The 12473-nt window shown below is 56.9% G+C and carries 19 protein-coding genes; 4 read left to right on the top strand and 15 right to left on the bottom strand.

The genetic code is table 11. The features are described from left to right. Positions 1 to 44: 44 nt before the first annotated feature. Positions 45 to 917 (bottom strand): alpha/beta hydrolase, encoded by an 873-nt coding sequence (locus tag KF767_00570; GenBank protein ID MBX3016350.1) that lies wholly within the window; start codon positions 915 to 917, stop codon positions 45 to 47. Positions 918 to 1010: 93 nt separating this feature from the next. On the opposite strand from KF767_00570, the gene KF767_00565 reads away from it, so the two are divergent. Then, positions 1011 to 1361: an alkylphosphonate utilization protein gene (locus KF767_00565; GenBank protein MBX3016349.1), complete on the top strand. Its 351-nt coding sequence runs from the start codon at positions 1011 to 1013 to the stop codon at positions 1359 to 1361. Positions 1362 to 1379: 18 nt separating this feature from the next. On the opposite strand, the gene KF767_00560 is transcribed toward KF767_00565, so the two are convergent. The 4 genes from KF767_00560 to KF767_00545 form a co-directional block, all read right to left on the bottom strand. Beyond that, positions 1380 to 1772 carry a DUF1801 domain-containing protein gene (locus KF767_00560; protein MBX3016348.1) on the bottom strand — a complete coding sequence of 131 codons (393 nt, stop codon included), beginning with the start codon at positions 1770 to 1772 and terminating at the stop codon, positions 1380 to 1382. A 66-nt stretch (positions 1773 to 1838) separates the two neighbouring features. Next, positions 1839 to 2594, bottom strand: a complete 756-nt coding sequence (locus KF767_00555; protein ID MBX3016347.1) for a hypothetical protein — start codon at positions 2592 to 2594, stop codon at positions 1839 to 1841. A gap of 54 nt (positions 2595 to 2648) precedes the next feature. Further along, a complete protein-coding gene (locus KF767_00550; GenBank protein MBX3016346.1) occupies positions 2649 to 4616 on the bottom strand; it encodes a response regulator in 1968 nt (655 codons plus the stop codon). Positions 4617 to 4690: 74 nt separating this feature from the next. After that, the gene (locus KF767_00545) at positions 4691 to 5008 is read right to left on the bottom strand and encodes an HPF/RaiA family ribosome-associated protein (GenBank protein MBX3016345.1); all 318 of its coding nucleotides are present in this window, start codon (positions 5006 to 5008) and stop codon (positions 4691 to 4693) included. Positions 5009 to 5154: 146 nt separating this feature from the next. On the opposite strand from KF767_00545, the gene KF767_00540 reads away from it, so the two are divergent. Beyond that, complete coding sequence (locus KF767_00540; protein MBX3016344.1) at positions 5155 to 5544, top strand: STAS/SEC14 domain-containing protein; 390 nt, start codon at positions 5155 to 5157, stop codon at positions 5542 to 5544. Positions 5545 to 5555: 11 nt separating this feature from the next. On the opposite strand, the gene KF767_00535 is transcribed toward KF767_00540, so the two are convergent. The 7 genes from KF767_00535 to KF767_00505 form a co-directional block, all read right to left on the bottom strand. Continuing rightward, the gene (locus KF767_00535; protein MBX3016343.1) at positions 5556 to 6290 is read right to left on the bottom strand and encodes a DUF4097 family beta strand repeat protein; all 735 of its coding nucleotides are present in this window, start codon (positions 6288 to 6290) and stop codon (positions 5556 to 5558) included. A gap of 27 nt (positions 6291 to 6317) precedes the next feature. After that, positions 6318 to 6932 carry an FMN-binding negative transcriptional regulator gene (locus KF767_00530; GenBank protein ID MBX3016342.1) on the bottom strand — a complete coding sequence of 205 codons (615 nt, stop codon included), beginning with the start codon at positions 6930 to 6932 and terminating at the stop codon, positions 6318 to 6320. Beyond that, positions 6929 to 7300 (bottom strand): hypothetical protein, encoded by a 372-nt coding sequence (locus KF767_00525; GenBank protein ID MBX3016341.1) that lies wholly within the window; start codon positions 7298 to 7300, stop codon positions 6929 to 6931. Before KF767_00525 ends, KF767_00530 begins: the two co-directional genes overlap by 4 nt. A gap of 46 nt (positions 7301 to 7346) precedes the next feature. Then, positions 7347 to 7838: a BON domain-containing protein gene (locus KF767_00520; protein MBX3016340.1), complete on the bottom strand. Its 492-nt coding sequence runs from the start codon at positions 7836 to 7838 to the stop codon at positions 7347 to 7349. 32 nt (positions 7839 to 7870) lie between these two features. Further along, a complete protein-coding gene (locus KF767_00515; protein MBX3016339.1) occupies positions 7871 to 8470 on the bottom strand; it encodes a BON domain-containing protein in 600 nt (199 codons plus the stop codon). Positions 8471 to 8585: 115 nt separating this feature from the next. Then, complete coding sequence (locus tag KF767_00510) at positions 8586 to 8810, bottom strand: hypothetical protein (GenBank protein MBX3016338.1); 225 nt, start codon at positions 8808 to 8810, stop codon at positions 8586 to 8588. A gap of 75 nt (positions 8811 to 8885) precedes the next feature. Next, positions 8886 to 9113, bottom strand: a complete 228-nt coding sequence (locus tag KF767_00505; GenBank protein ID MBX3016337.1) for a DUF2945 domain-containing protein — start codon at positions 9111 to 9113, stop codon at positions 8886 to 8888. 173 nt (positions 9114 to 9286) lie between these two features. Here KF767_00505 and KF767_00500 point away from each other — a divergent pair, with 173 nt between their 5' ends. Next, on the top strand, positions 9287 to 10429 hold the full coding sequence (locus KF767_00500) for a hypothetical protein (GenBank protein MBX3016336.1): 1143 nt from the start codon (positions 9287 to 9289) through the stop codon (positions 10427 to 10429). Here KF767_00500 and KF767_00495 read toward each other — a convergent pair. Genes KF767_00495 through KF767_00485 form a run of 3 tightly spaced genes read right to left on the bottom strand, consistent with a single transcriptional unit; the run spans position 10426 to position 11799 of the window. Continuing rightward, the gene (locus KF767_00495) at positions 10426 to 10827 is read right to left on the bottom strand and encodes a hypothetical protein (GenBank protein MBX3016335.1); all 402 of its coding nucleotides are present in this window, start codon (positions 10825 to 10827) and stop codon (positions 10426 to 10428) included. The genes KF767_00500 and KF767_00495 overlap by 4 nt on opposite strands. A gap of 31 nt (positions 10828 to 10858) precedes the next feature. Beyond that, positions 10859 to 11275 (bottom strand): DUF3617 family protein, encoded by a 417-nt coding sequence (locus KF767_00490; GenBank protein MBX3016334.1) that lies wholly within the window; start codon positions 11273 to 11275, stop codon positions 10859 to 10861. Positions 11276 to 11298: 23 nt separating this feature from the next. Beyond that, on the bottom strand, positions 11299 to 11799 hold the full coding sequence (locus KF767_00485) for an FBP domain-containing protein (GenBank protein MBX3016333.1): 501 nt from the start codon (positions 11797 to 11799) through the stop codon (positions 11299 to 11301). A gap of 192 nt (positions 11800 to 11991) precedes the next feature. On the opposite strand from KF767_00485, the gene KF767_00480 reads away from it, so the two are divergent. Continuing rightward, on the top strand, positions 11992 to 12468 hold the full coding sequence (locus KF767_00480; protein MBX3016332.1) for a GyrI-like domain-containing protein: 477 nt from the start codon (positions 11992 to 11994) through the stop codon (positions 12466 to 12468). The last annotated feature ends 5 nt before the right edge of the window (positions 12469 to 12473 follow it).

Genomic DNA, 12473 nt, shown 5'->3' with positions numbered 1-12473 from the left:
CCAACATCAAGTCGACGGCGTCCCTCGGGGCAAAACTCTCACCCTTATTTTGCCAGCAGGAACTCACTCACGCTCGCGGCGGTGAACTCCGGTCCTTGGGGAATAGGCGGCCCCGCCGAGACTTCCCCTAGGTAATTTCCATGACCGCCCGGAAGCACCAACAGGCGCGCCTGTGGAATTTGCTGACTGACGCGCAAAGCACTTTCCACCGACATCACATCTTTCTGGGCTACGATCACCAGAACCGGCGCTTTCAAAGAACGCAGCTGATCCGAGGGAATATCCTTGAAGGCGTTCATCCGATCGGAATCACGCTTGAACATCACCAAGAGGGCATTGGGATCCGCGTTCACCTTGCGGAATTCCTGCTTCAAAACCTCCGGCATCTGGTCGAAGGTTCCGGTCTTCATAAATTTCCAGAAGGTGGCGGGAGCGTCCGCATGGCGAGTCAACGCCGACGCGGCGATCACGCGATTCGTTTTTTCGGGATGGCGGATGGCAAAGTGCAAGGCCGTGGTCCCACCGTTACTGAAACCGAAGACATCGGCTTTGGGAATCTGAAGATGCGTCAACAAAGCGGCAATATCGTCCGCGGTATTGGCAAATGAAACCATACGGCTGATGTCGGGCGTCCGGCCATGAGCCTGTTCATCGATGGCGATAACTTTGTGCCGGCGCGCGAGCAAAGGAATGACCTTCGCGAAGGTCGTGTCCAATGTGGATCCCCCGCCGTGAATCAGTACGAGCGGCGGCCCCTCGCCATGAATTTCATAGTAGAGCGAAAGGCCGTTCACGACGGCGTTCGCGCGTACGACCGATGCGTTCTCGGAAGAACCCTCATCGGGATGAGGAAGCGTGGGGCGCGACGCACAAGCGAGCAAAAACAACATGCCGGAAAACAGGACAATTTTTTTCATGCCTCATTGTGCGTTCGCTCGAGCTGAGTGTCGAGCGGGAAAACACGGCAATATTCAGTTGCCCGAAGCGTGGTGAAGTGCGAACGATAATTTATGACACCGACTCATTGCCCGAAATGCCAATCCGAAAATATCTATCAAGACATGGTCCTCTGGGTTTGCCCCGAGTGCGCTCACGAGTGGGATCCGGCCCAAACATTGGTAGAGGACGCCGCGCCCGAAGCCCATGTCGTCAAAGACGCGAACGGAAATATCCTTCAAGATGGCGACAGCGTCACGGTCATCAAAGAACTGAAGATCAAGGGCGCCTCGAGCGTCGTTAAGGTCGGCACCAAGGTGAAAAACATCCGCCTGCAAGACGCCGGTGACGGACACGATATCGCGTGCAAGATCGACGGCATCGGCTCCATCAATCTGAAGTCGGAATTTGTTCGCAAGGCCTAAGCACTCGGCCCTTCTTTTTTAGACTTTGCTTTTACGCGCCTTTTTCTTGGCCCGGTGATAACTTGCCGCGCTCTGGTTTTTCTTTGCGGCATTTTCTTTCACCCGAAACCTGACGATACGGGCGATGAGCCCCTCGGGCAGACGTCCCTCAAGCGGCAATCGTATCGTCCCTTTCGAGGTCGAGTATCCCGCAATCTCTTTTTGAAAATGCGTGATCGCCGAAGGCATGATGTAAATGCCGATATGCTTCTCGAACGCGTTAAAATAGACAAGTACGCCGTTCAGACTGTACGCGGGCATACCGTAACTCATCTTCTCGAGCGCGCCCGGAGCGTTCTTGCGCACGATCGCACGGATTTTCTTGAGTTTCGCGCGAACCGGCGCGGGGAAGATCGCAATATACTCCGACACGTCCGCAATTTTCGATATTTTCATCTTAGACCTCCACGCGTCCAGACCGCCCGCTAGACCCTCGTCCTAAGTACACTCGCGCTGAAGCACGAACGTACGTTTCGTCGCCTTTTCGTGCACGCAGTATTTGTAGTCGGACTCGATCCGGAGGCCCTTCGGACAGGGAACCTCGGACACCTTCCAACTTTTCGGTTTGTCCGCGTCGTCGCTTAGGACCTCGAACTTTCCGTTGGAATCGATCCCCAAGATGAAACTGGAATAGGCGGGGTCGCGCTTCGGATTTGCCATATTGAAGTCGGAGATCTTTCGATTGAGATCGATCACGCGGTACAAACGATTCTTCTCGATACGCAAAACCTCGTTATTACCCGACCGCCACTCGCGCAGAATTTTGCCCTTCGGATCGATTTCCCAAACATGCTCGCCGACCTTGGCCGTATCCTTGACGAGGCTGACATACTCGTCGCCGCAAGGCCCCTCGCTTCCCAAAACCGAGTATTCGCCGACTTTTTCGGAAGTTTCCAAAAACAAACCGTTCTTGCGTACGAAATCGCGCAGGGCCGGATAGGGATCACTCAACTCCCAGAGCGCCGACCACTCTTTGCCAAGGGCGGTGGAGTCCAATTTCAGATCGGCGTTCTCTGGCAAGGCGACCGGCGGGGCGTTCACGGCCGCCGTCGGTGCGTCCGCCGTCGAAGGGGCGGGAGTGGCCGCCACGGCCACCGCGGTCGGCGCGGGCACGGGGGGAGAAGCTTCATTTTTCCGACGAAATTCACAACTCACGATCACGGTCATCGACAGAACTAAAAGACGAAACTTCATGCGGCACTCCTGAAGCCCTATGCTAACGAAGAGCCAAAGCCCGCACAAGATCTGCTAATAAAGATCCGGAAAACTGACTGCCGGACGATAAGACAAATACTCGTCGTCCCTTTCAATCGCCTTCAACATGACTTGAACGAGTTCTTCGCGATTGACGGGTTTGGAAACATGGGCGTCGCAACCCGCCTGCAGCGATCGATCAATATCCGCTTTCAACGCATGCGCGGTCAGCGCCAGCACGGGTTTCGTGTAACCTGCCGCTCGCAGCTCTCGCGTTGCCGTCAACCCGTCTTTCCCCGGCATTTGGACGTCCATCAAAACCAAGTCGAAGCCGCTTCCCAAAGCGGTTTCAACCGCGCGGTAGCCGTTTTCGACCCACGAAACATCCGCGCCTTCATCCCTGAGATAATGAGTGACGAGATCGGCATTGTCCGACGAATCTTCCGCCAAGAGCACCCGCCGACCCGCCAGACGGGGTTTCAACGTACGAGCGTGCGTTGAAGGTTGCGCCGTCGTTCCCGACGTCTCGTTCAAACTCGAAAGGAAGACGGACTGGCTGATGTCCCCGGTTGGAATCCGCAGACGGAAGCAACTCCCTTTCTCCTCGCCACTGTAAACAAGATCCAAGCTTCCGGAAAGCGCCTGCGCGATTCGACGAGAGATCGCCAATCCCAACCCCGTGCCGCCGAATTTACGACTGGTCGAGCGGTCGCCTTGCTCGAATGCTTGGAACAACCGGCACTGCTGCTCGCGAGAAATACCAATACCGGTATCCGCGACTTCAATGATCATTTCCCCCATGGTCTCATCTTGAGGAACGTACGCGACGCTGACGATGACGCCGCCCTTTTCCGTGAACTTCAGAGCGTTCCCAATCAAGTTCACGAGAATCTGTCGCATACGTGTCGGATCCGCATAAATCGACTGGGGAATTTGACTTTGCAGGCGAATCTGCAAACCAATCCGTTTCGAGTCGGCCATCGGACGCATCGATTGCCGAAGTTCGTTCAGCATCTCGGCGATTGAAAAGCGAACGCGTTCAATCGGCATCTTCCCGGCCTCGAACTTCGAAAGATCGAGAATATCGTCGATCAAATGCAGCAGGTGAAGACCGTTCGCGCGTATCCGGGCCAGATATTGCCGATTCTCTTCGGGCGAGTGCCGCTCCGACGCCATCAAATCCGAAAACCCCAAAATGGAGTTCATAGGCGTCCGGATCTCGTGACTCATCTGCGCCAGAAATTGCATCTTTGCCTGATTCGCGTTTTCCGCCATCTCTTTCGCGATCCGTTCGCGCTCGAGGCTGTTCGCGAGTTCTTGCGTGCGTTCCTCGACCCTTTTCTCCAATTCGTCGTGGGCCTCGCGCAGCCGGGCTTCCGATGTTTTCAGCTCACGTTCCGCCGCCGCCAACGTCTGGTAGTGCTCGGTGAATTCGTGCGAAAGGTCTTGTTCGGTTTTCAGCATGGCCCGGACGCACAAAAACATGGCCGCGATAAACAAGATATTCACGGCGGCAATAAGCTCCGGTGCCGAGCGCGGAGCCTCGGACAGCGGAAAGTAGTTTTCGAGCAGCATGAAAGCGGGGAAGTGCAAAATCCCGAAGAAAAAATAAAGACTACGACCGCGTGGATCCATGACGGCGCCCAGAACATACAGCGCCGCGATCGAAACGCCGAAGAACGGACTCCAAAGGCCCCCGGTCGTCCAAAAGCTTGGCAAACAGCTGATCCAGAGGGCGACGTAAATCGGAAGCCAAGCGTAGTAGTTGTGGCGCCAGCGACGCATGATCGCAAGGCAGACCAGGCACGCGAGGAACAACGTCACGTCCGTCGCGATCACCGCCCACGCGCTACCGAAGAAACTGTCAGCCAGAAATGCCATCGCGGCGAGGAAGGCCCCGCCCCAGCCGAACGTGCTCGCGATGCGACGAGTGCGCTCTTGGCGCCAGCGCAAGAGGACGTCCTGCGGATCGTCGATGTTCGCGAATTGGAGAGCGGGTTTTTCACTCTGGAAGTTCATCATGGGCGGTCCAATTTCCCGGCGAGCGGATTTCTTGGCAAATCAATTCTTCGCCCTGGTACGGGTTCACGGGACGTTCACATGTGTTTCAACTTATCAATGGCCGTCGACAGAACGCTTTCCATTTTGCTTGCCGCGCCCTGAACGGCATCATGGACGGTTCCCGCGTCGTTCGAAACCGCGACGGGTTGGCGCCCTTGAATTTTCGCCTCTAGAACGCAGCGAATGTCCTTGCCGCCGGCTTTACCTTGGCCGTTCTCATCGCTGAGATGCGCTTCCACACGAGTGAGGTGGGTGCCGAAACGCGACAATGAGGCGTCAATGACGCCTTCGATGTAACTGGTGACGGCCTCGCGGCCACTGACGTTTTTGTCCGTACGAACCAAGATCTGCAAATTTCCTCCTGGAGTGAGGACCGAATCGCCTTGATCCGGTTCCGTGAGGAGCAGCATTGCGAAATGCCGACCAAGCACAGACTCCGCAAAATAGGGAATTTTGGGGCGGTCTGCTTCTTGAAGTCCCGATCCCCAGGAGGAAAGCGATGATCCTGTATCATGAAGACGCGGAACGTAAATATATCGAAATCAAAGTTTCCGGCCACGTCACCAAAGAGGACTTCGCGGAAGCGGTCGAGAAAATCAAACCGCGTATGATGCACTGGAGAAACATCCGCATCCTGGAAATCGTCGAAAATCTCGAAGGGGTCGATGGCGAAGCGCTCATTCAAGATCTACGTTTCGCGATGAAAAATCTGGGGCTCTTCAAACATTTTGAAAAGTGCGCGGTCGTGGCGGACGAGAAGTGGCTCCGGGCGCTCAGTCGTGCGGCCGACCCACTTCTACGCGCGGAAGTACGCGCCTTCCGCCCCGACCAACTTGCCGAGGCGCGCGAGTGGCTTTTGGCCGGTGATTCGCCCGTCGCCCTCCACTAGGGACGAAGCCCCTACTCCGCTTTTTTGATCGTCAAGTCGCCGCTACCGGCGCGCATGGAAACCTTGAAATCGGCGTTCGCGGTATCCCCGACTTCGTTGACGAGTCGGCCCGAGCCCGCTTTGAAATCAGAGAGCAGCTTCGTGGCCGCGGGAACGGTCAAGGTCGCGTCGCCGCTTCCCGTTTTAACATCGACCTCGGCTTTTGTGGGAGCGACCGCGTAGGCCAACGTGATGTCGCCCGAGCCCGTCTTGACGAAGGCGTTTCCGGATAGACCTTTCGCCTGCACCGATCCGCTACCGGTTTTCACGTTCACGTCCTTCGAATCCGCGTTGATGGCCACATTCCCGCTGCCCACCGAGATGTCCACGGCACCCTGCGTACCGATCAGTTCAACATCGCCCGACCCGTTTTTAATACTCGCCGCAATTTTGGACGGGACTTTGATTTCGAAATTCACTTTGCAGTCCTTCCCGCCGAACCACGAGCCGATCCACGAATCGCCCTCGACCGAGATCAACAGATCGTCACCGAAACGTTTCATCTCGAGTTTGCAGTCTTTGTCGAATTTCACTTTATCGGCGATCACGATCGCTTTTTGATCGGTCGATAAGGTGATGCGGACGTCGCCGCTGGAGTTTTTGATTTTCAAATTTTGCAGTCCATTGCCGTCGAACTCTTTGGTCTCGGCAGCCGCAAAGGCGCCACCACTTAGGAAAAAAGCGACGAGCAGAATCATGACTTTCATGGTTGTTCTCCTTGGATTTTAAAGTTTCTAGCGATCCGTCAGTGGGTTGTCATTCATCCAACGCGCGACATCCCGCATTTCACACCCGCGTTGATCGAGCTCGTCGATCACACGCTGACGATCCGCAGGATCGAGTTTTTGGCCGAGCTTCAGCTTGGCGTCATACGTCGCTTCCCTCAAGCGAAAGACCACAATGCCTTTCATCAGCTTTTCAATCGCGGCTTCACCGCGGGGAAGTACCCACCCCGTCCGGTATTTGGCTTCGAAGTGATTCACCATCCGCTCCATCGCCACATACGCCGACACCGGGTCTTCGTCGATCGTAAACCGTGCGCGAGCGTGCGCGGCCGCATAGTTCCAGGTCGGAACATTGTCGGCTTGCGGTTGATACCAGGCCGGCGAGATGTAGGCATGGGGCCCCTGGAAAATCGCACGACAGCCGGGCTTCTCGCGCAGGCCTCGCCATTGCGGATTCGCGCGCGCCATGTGACCCAGAAGTTCGTTACCCTCGCGCAAGAGCGGCAAATGACTGATCGATCCATCGTGGTCGGCGATCAACATGGCAAACGGAGTTTCATCGATCAAACGATGGATCACGTCCAAACGCTCTTCCCGATAAAACGGCGGTGAATACATGGTCATGTCGTTTCTCCGGGTTCGCCGACCGATCGGCACGAATCCTCCACGAGGCCGTGGGAGATCCGATCGAAAGAGCGACGAAAGAGCGCGAACCTTCCGGCGCCTTGATTCTGCGCCCCCGGATCGATCCAAAGGTGATCGAGATATTTCTCGCCCTCGACTTCGGTGACCGCGACGAACCCGCAACGTGCGCCGTCCCGCTCGATTTCGAAACATAGATTCGCGAAAAGGTAATTTTCATCGACCCGTAAAAGCGGAAGGGCCGCCCGCAAATAGTCCTCGGGATAACCCCAACCCGATTTCGCACGCGCGATGAGGCCGTTCACCGGCTCAAGACCTTGGCGCTCGGCGCGCCGCAAACGGTAGTTCATGCGCTTCAGGGCTAATGCAAATCCCCAGCTGGAGCAAGCGCAGGTTTTATGAAGGCGAAACCGTTGCTTCGAAAAGACGATGGTCGATCAGCAGCCGATTGTGGACATCGGTGACGCCCGGAAGATCGCCCACGATGTCCTCTGCGCGGCGCTTCGCTTCGCGGTTTTCGACATGACCTTTCAGCGTGACCTCACCGTCTTTCACGCTGACGTCGATCTCGCGAGCGTCGACGTCCGGGCTTGCGTCCAAAAGATCGCAAACCCGGTCTCGTATGCTTTCATCCGTGCGTTTCCAACCTTTCGGGCCACGACCACGATAGTTCATCCGCTGGGGCTGCGCCCCCGGCCGCATTCCCCAAGGATCGACCATGCGGTCCGTCGTCTTCGCGGACGAACGCGCACCGAAGCGTTCTTCGCCGTAAGAGCCCAGCAAATCTCCTTGGTAAGGTCGACTGTTCTCGGGCGGAGTCGTACGCGTGTACTCGCCGGCGTCCGCATAAGGTGGTGGAACACTTTGGGGATAACTTCGACGTGCCATGAAGACCTCCTCGGTTGGCGAATTTCGCGCGACTAGTGACGGGCCGATTTGGGTCCTTGACCTCGGTGAGTCGCGCGCGCCTCGGGCTCGCCCGTCAGCATTTCTTTGGCTTGCTGGAAGAAGCTTTGATCGATGGTCAGATTGTTGTCGACGTCCCGCACTCCGGGTAGATTTTCAATTCGGTCGGCGGCACGGCGTTTGGTTGAGCGATGATCGACCTTTCCGCTCAACGTGACGATGCCTTCTTTCACTTCGACCTCAATTTCGCTCGCGTCGATGTAGGCATCCATCTCGAGAGTGTCGCAAACTTGATCCCGAATGCGTTCGTCCGAACGGCTCCAGCCTTTCGGGCCTTTGCCCGCATGCGATCCGCGAATCGTTTCGCCGTAGATTCCGCCTTCCGGCATGCTCATCGCCCGGAAGTCGTCACGTCCGTAATCCGCGCTGAAGTTCGGTTGATAGGGACGGCTGCCCGCGCGATCCGCGTAGGAGATATGGCCTTCATCCGAGTAACGCGTGACCGGCTCATTGCGACCGTATCCATCTTCCGCACCGTGATAAAAGGGGGACGTCGGGTATTCGGGGTTGTAGGGATTGTATTGATAAAAGCGATCGTAGCGGATGTTGGCCATGTGCTGCTCCTTCAGAAGAAATTGAGGAACGCCGTCCTCGGCGTTCCTCAATTGCGCAGCAAACCCTATTCCGGCCCGTACGGGGACGGATTCGGGGATTTTTTTCGGACCCGATTCAGGCGTGGGCGTGACCTTCATGGCGACGAGTGCGCGCGGCCTTTTTTGAGGACGCCGTCTTCGAGACCTTTTTGCCGGCGCCACCCGTTTCCTTGTTCACGGTGGCCCAGGCGCGCTTCGCCGCCTCCTTGGTGGAAACCCCTTTCTTTTCGTAGCTCTCTTCGATGTGACGGGCTTGGCGCTTTTGCTTGCTGGTGTAACTTGATTTATCTCCGCGAGGCATGAGGCTTCTCCTTTGTTGATCGTGACCCCTCACTCGAGTTGGGCCGCAATAAACGTTCCTTCCGCTTTCGCCCCACTATTTCGCGCGACGCACCTCGCTGGCGAGTTTCAAGACGTCATTCCCGGCGGCCGAAGTGATTAGATACGCGGGTCGCTCCGGCGTGCCATTGCGGACATAACGCGTGCCACGTAATTCCAGCTCGACGCGCTCGTGGTAAACGCGTTTCACGGTCCCGGTGACGACAAGGTCGCGCCAGTTCCAGCAAACGGAGCTACCGGGACGTAATTTGGGTTTCGCTTTCATGGGGTTCTCCTTTGTGAAACGAAGCCGTCGCAATCCCGAAGCCGCCTCCAAAACCGAAAGCCCCGACCGCAGGCTGATTCCTGGGGCGAGATCCGGACGTACCGGTGGGAAAGACTTACCGTCCAAAAACTCGACAGGCGAGAAACGGGATAAAAGTCATTAATATTGGCGACATGAAAAAGATTTTGGTGTCGTTGATCGCGATCGTTGGCGTGAACGCGCACGCGCAATTCAATCAAGAACTCTTCGCGGACGACCGCGCCCGCTGTTTCGCCTTTACGGACGCCGTCACGCCCCAGCAACAAAACATCATCAATCAGCTCATGGGATCGGCGGTTCATCGCCAATATCACTTCCTGTGGCACGCCACTCGCGGCGGTTGGGATCAGCTCAGCGCGAACGAACAAACCGCGCTTCGCCGCAACTCTCCCGTATGGGGAAACCACGCGCGTCTTTGCCCGATGCCCGGCGCGAGCGCGACTTACAATCCCGCCGGCGAAGAGTTCCTGCTCATGCACCACATGATGATCGATCAACTTCAGTCGACGCTCGTTTCGCAGGGACTTCCTTGTATCGCGCCGTGGACGCGAATCCCTTCGGATAACGACGCCACTTGGCCCGTGCCGAACGCGAATCCGTGGAGCACGCAGCCGCAAGATCCGAAAGGGCCGACCGCACGCGCCTACATCGACGCTTGGCAAGAGTGGTTCATGGATCCGAACTTTCTGCGCGTGCATACGCTCAGCGAAGTCGGTTACGCTCTGGAGTTCACCATCCACAACATGCTCCACATGCGGTGGGCGGCCACGCCCCGTCAAGGGGACGACTTTCCCCAAAACCTGGCGCAAGTGCTGACACCCAATTTCCTGGGCACGCAATTCGCTTCGCCCGAGTTCAACTATCTAGGGAACTCCTACAGCGCCCACGTGAACCCCGTTTTCTGGAAGCTGCACGGTTGGGTCGATCAGGTGGTCGCCGCTTGGCTGCGCGCCAACGGGTTCACCCGCATTTCATTCAATTGTCCCGTGGGTGATCGCTACTGCTATCCTTGGCAAAGCCGTTGGAACGGCGTCAGCAGCGAACCCCGCGGGGGCAGCGGTCACGATCACCACGCCGGCCACCAAGGTCACGGTTCCCACGGCACCCCGAAGCAGGACAAAGCCCTGGACCGCGCAGTATCGAAAATCGCACGTTTCGCGACCTTCGATACGTTCCGCCCCTCCAGCGAACCGATCGGCGGCGCGGGCCAAGGACAGCCGCAAACGCTGCCGAACGAAGACCCGACGGTCTACGTGCGCGCGAACAACTGTCGTTAACGTTTCTTCTTTTTCAAACCCACGTGCGTGCCCACCCAAACGGTGACCGAGCCCGTGGGATCGGTGAATCCACCGCGTTGGTCGGCATCTTGTTTTTGCTCGACTTTGCGCACGCTCTTCGCCCCCGCCTTGATGGCCTTCGCGTAGACGGCCTTGGCGTTCGGAACGTAAACGTGAATGTGGCAGTGATCAGAGGAGCCGTCACCGGGATCCCCCATCATCAAAACGGAATCGCCGATCTTGATTTCGGCGTGCATCACGCGGCCCTCGTCGTCTTCTTGAACGTGACGACGCTCGCCGCCCAAGACTTTCTCTAGAAATTTCAGTAGCTGGTTGGGGCGATTCGTCAGCAGGTAAGGCGACAAAACGTTATACCCGCGGGGTTTCCAATTGGTCATATTTCCTCTGAAAAGCGGCAGTTCTGAAAGATCAGCGTGGGCAATCGCTGACCCAATTTCCCTTCATGTGCACGGCGACCGTCGCGGGAATGGCTTTCCATTTGCCGTTGGCCTCGCCCTTCAGATCGTACATTTTGTCGGTGACCGCGCCGACCAGATTTCCGTTGGCGTCGATATCGTCGTTTTTACAGCGAAGAGCGGCGTCGAGTTTTTTGCTCTTCACCTTCCAACGCGTGAGTTCGCAACCCTTGTCTTTCAGATCTTTCGTGATCGTGGCGCGCAAATCGCGGGCCTTCGACTTCGAAATGCATTCTTCGTTTTCAGAGCCCGGGAGCGGTACCCCATTCAACTTCACGCTGTTCTCGGCGCGCCACATTCCGGGTTGAATGGCGTGCGCGAAAGCGAAATTCGCCACGATCAACGAGCCCAAAAAGATAACCGTCTTCATCCAAAACCTCCGTTATTCGTCGTCTATTCCTCGTCGTGACGAGCGCTCGTCACGAACGCGCCCATCCGTTCCAAAAGACCACCCGCGAGCTTCTCGATGGGCTTTTTGGATTGATTCGAAATCGTTTCCAATTTGTCGAAGCAGGCCAGATCCAAACACAGAACCAAACCCGCCGAACGTTGGGCGTCCAGAGCCGTCGTCATCATGCCGACCTTGTCGCTCCCGCCATACGCGTGACACCAATCGCACATCCGTCCCGTCTGCCCTTCCGCCATCGCGTGCATCCGTTTGAAAACGACCCCACGCGGTTTTTTCCAATCGGGTCGGCGGAAAATCAGATACAGATACACGCCCGAAGCCTCGCTCCAGGCGTAGTAATAATCCGCGATGACCGGAAAAGGCATCAGGCGTGGTAACAGAACCTTGCGTCGTTCCTTCTCGCGAAAACACTCCAAGACCTCTTCCGCCGAAGCGAGTTGGAAAGAGTGATCCTGAAGCGCGGTCGATGACGGGAATCTTTCCATGAAAGCTCCTTGAGACGGGCCGAAATACGGCTCCGCGAAATCATCCTAACGCGCTCAATGCCCCGATCCAATACCCAATTCGCCCCATCCGGACGCCCTCAGCGGATATTGCAAGAACGCGTCCCACTTTTGACCATGGGCGGCTCGCTTCACGAAGGGGCCGGCGTTAGAATTTTCTTGGAGGAGGCTTCCATGGGCACGTTCGCGAATTTTGATCGAGTCTTGCGTCCCGCAACTCATGTGATTTTCATCGAAGGGCGCGGCGACTTTCCGCAGACGGCCGGAGCGTTGTGGCCCGCCTTCTGGAACCACTTTCCCGCCATCGGTCGCGAGGCCGTGACCCAAACATTGGGCCTGAGCGGAATGGAGCCCGGAAAATCCGGCGACGAAGCCAAAATCTATCAAGCGGGCGTCGTTCTGAAATCGCCGATGCAACTGCCGCCGGGCTTTCGCGAACGCACCATCCCCGAAGGACAATACGCCAGCTTTCTGCTGCGCGGAACCTACGCGAAGATCGGCACCGCGTTCGCGGATGCGTTTCAACTTTTAGCGGATCGACGGGTACGGCTGCGCCCCGAGTTTTGCATTGAGCACTACCTCAACAGTCCCGCGCAAGTTCCCGAGGACAAGCTGCTGACGGAGATTCTTTTGCCGATCGAGATGCAATAAAAAGG

Source organism: Pseudobdellovibrionaceae bacterium (assembly GCA_019637875.1).
In the GTDB taxonomy this organism is placed as follows: Bacteria; Bdellovibrionota; Bdellovibrionia; order Bdellovibrionales; family Bdellovibrionaceae; genus JAHBUW01.
This window is presented reverse-complemented; position numbering and strand designations above follow the sequence as displayed.

Bases quoted from the DNA above. Each gene is read 5' to 3' on its own strand.
- KF767_00570 (MBX3016350.1), bottom strand. From the start codon at position 917: ATGAAAAAAATTGTCCTGTTTTCCGGCATGTTGTTTTTGCTCGCTTGT.
- KF767_00565 (MBX3016349.1), top strand. From the start codon at position 1,011: ATGACACCGACTCATTGCCCGAAATGCCAATCCGAAAATATCTATCAA.
- KF767_00555 (MBX3016347.1), bottom strand. From the start codon at position 2,594: ATGAAGTTTCGTCTTTTAGTTCTGTCGATGACCGTGATCGTGAGTTGT.
- KF767_00550 (MBX3016346.1), bottom strand. From the start codon at position 4,616: ATGATGAACTTCCAGAGTGAAAAACCCGCTCTCCAATTCGCGAACATC.
- KF767_00540 (MBX3016344.1), top strand. From the start codon at position 5,155: ATGATCCTGTATCATGAAGACGCGGAACGTAAATATATCGAAATCAAA.
- KF767_00535 (MBX3016343.1), bottom strand. From the start codon at position 6,290: ATGAAAGTCATGATTCTGCTCGTCGCTTTTTTCCTAAGTGGTGGCGCC.
- KF767_00530 (MBX3016342.1), bottom strand. From the start codon at position 6,932: ATGACCATGTATTCACCGCCGTTTTATCGGGAAGAGCGTTTGGACGTG.
- KF767_00525 (MBX3016341.1), bottom strand. From the start codon at position 7,300: ATGAACTACCGTTTGCGGCGCGCCGAGCGCCAAGGTCTTGAGCCGGTG.
- KF767_00520 (MBX3016340.1), bottom strand. From the start codon at position 7,838: ATGGCACGTCGAAGTTATCCCCAAAGTGTTCCACCACCTTATGCGGAC.
- KF767_00515 (MBX3016339.1), bottom strand. From the start codon at position 8,470: ATGGCCAACATCCGCTACGATCGCTTTTATCAATACAATCCCTACAAC.
- KF767_00510 (MBX3016338.1), bottom strand. From the start codon at position 8,810: ATGCCTCGCGGAGATAAATCAAGTTACACCAGCAAGCAAAAGCGCCAA.
- KF767_00505 (MBX3016337.1), bottom strand. From the start codon at position 9,113: ATGAAAGCGAAACCCAAATTACGTCCCGGTAGCTCCGTTTGCTGGAAC.
- KF767_00500 (MBX3016336.1), top strand. From the start codon at position 9,287: ATGAAAAAGATTTTGGTGTCGTTGATCGCGATCGTTGGCGTGAACGCG.
- KF767_00495 (MBX3016335.1), bottom strand. From the start codon at position 10,827: ATGACCAATTGGAAACCCCGCGGGTATAACGTTTTGTCGCCTTACCTG.
- KF767_00490 (MBX3016334.1), bottom strand. From the start codon at position 11,275: ATGAAGACGGTTATCTTTTTGGGCTCGTTGATCGTGGCGAATTTCGCT.
- KF767_00485 (MBX3016333.1), bottom strand. From the start codon at position 11,799: ATGGAAAGATTCCCGTCATCGACCGCGCTTCAGGATCACTCTTTCCAA.
- KF767_00480 (MBX3016332.1), top strand. From the start codon at position 11,992: ATGGGCACGTTCGCGAATTTTGATCGAGTCTTGCGTCCCGCAACTCAT.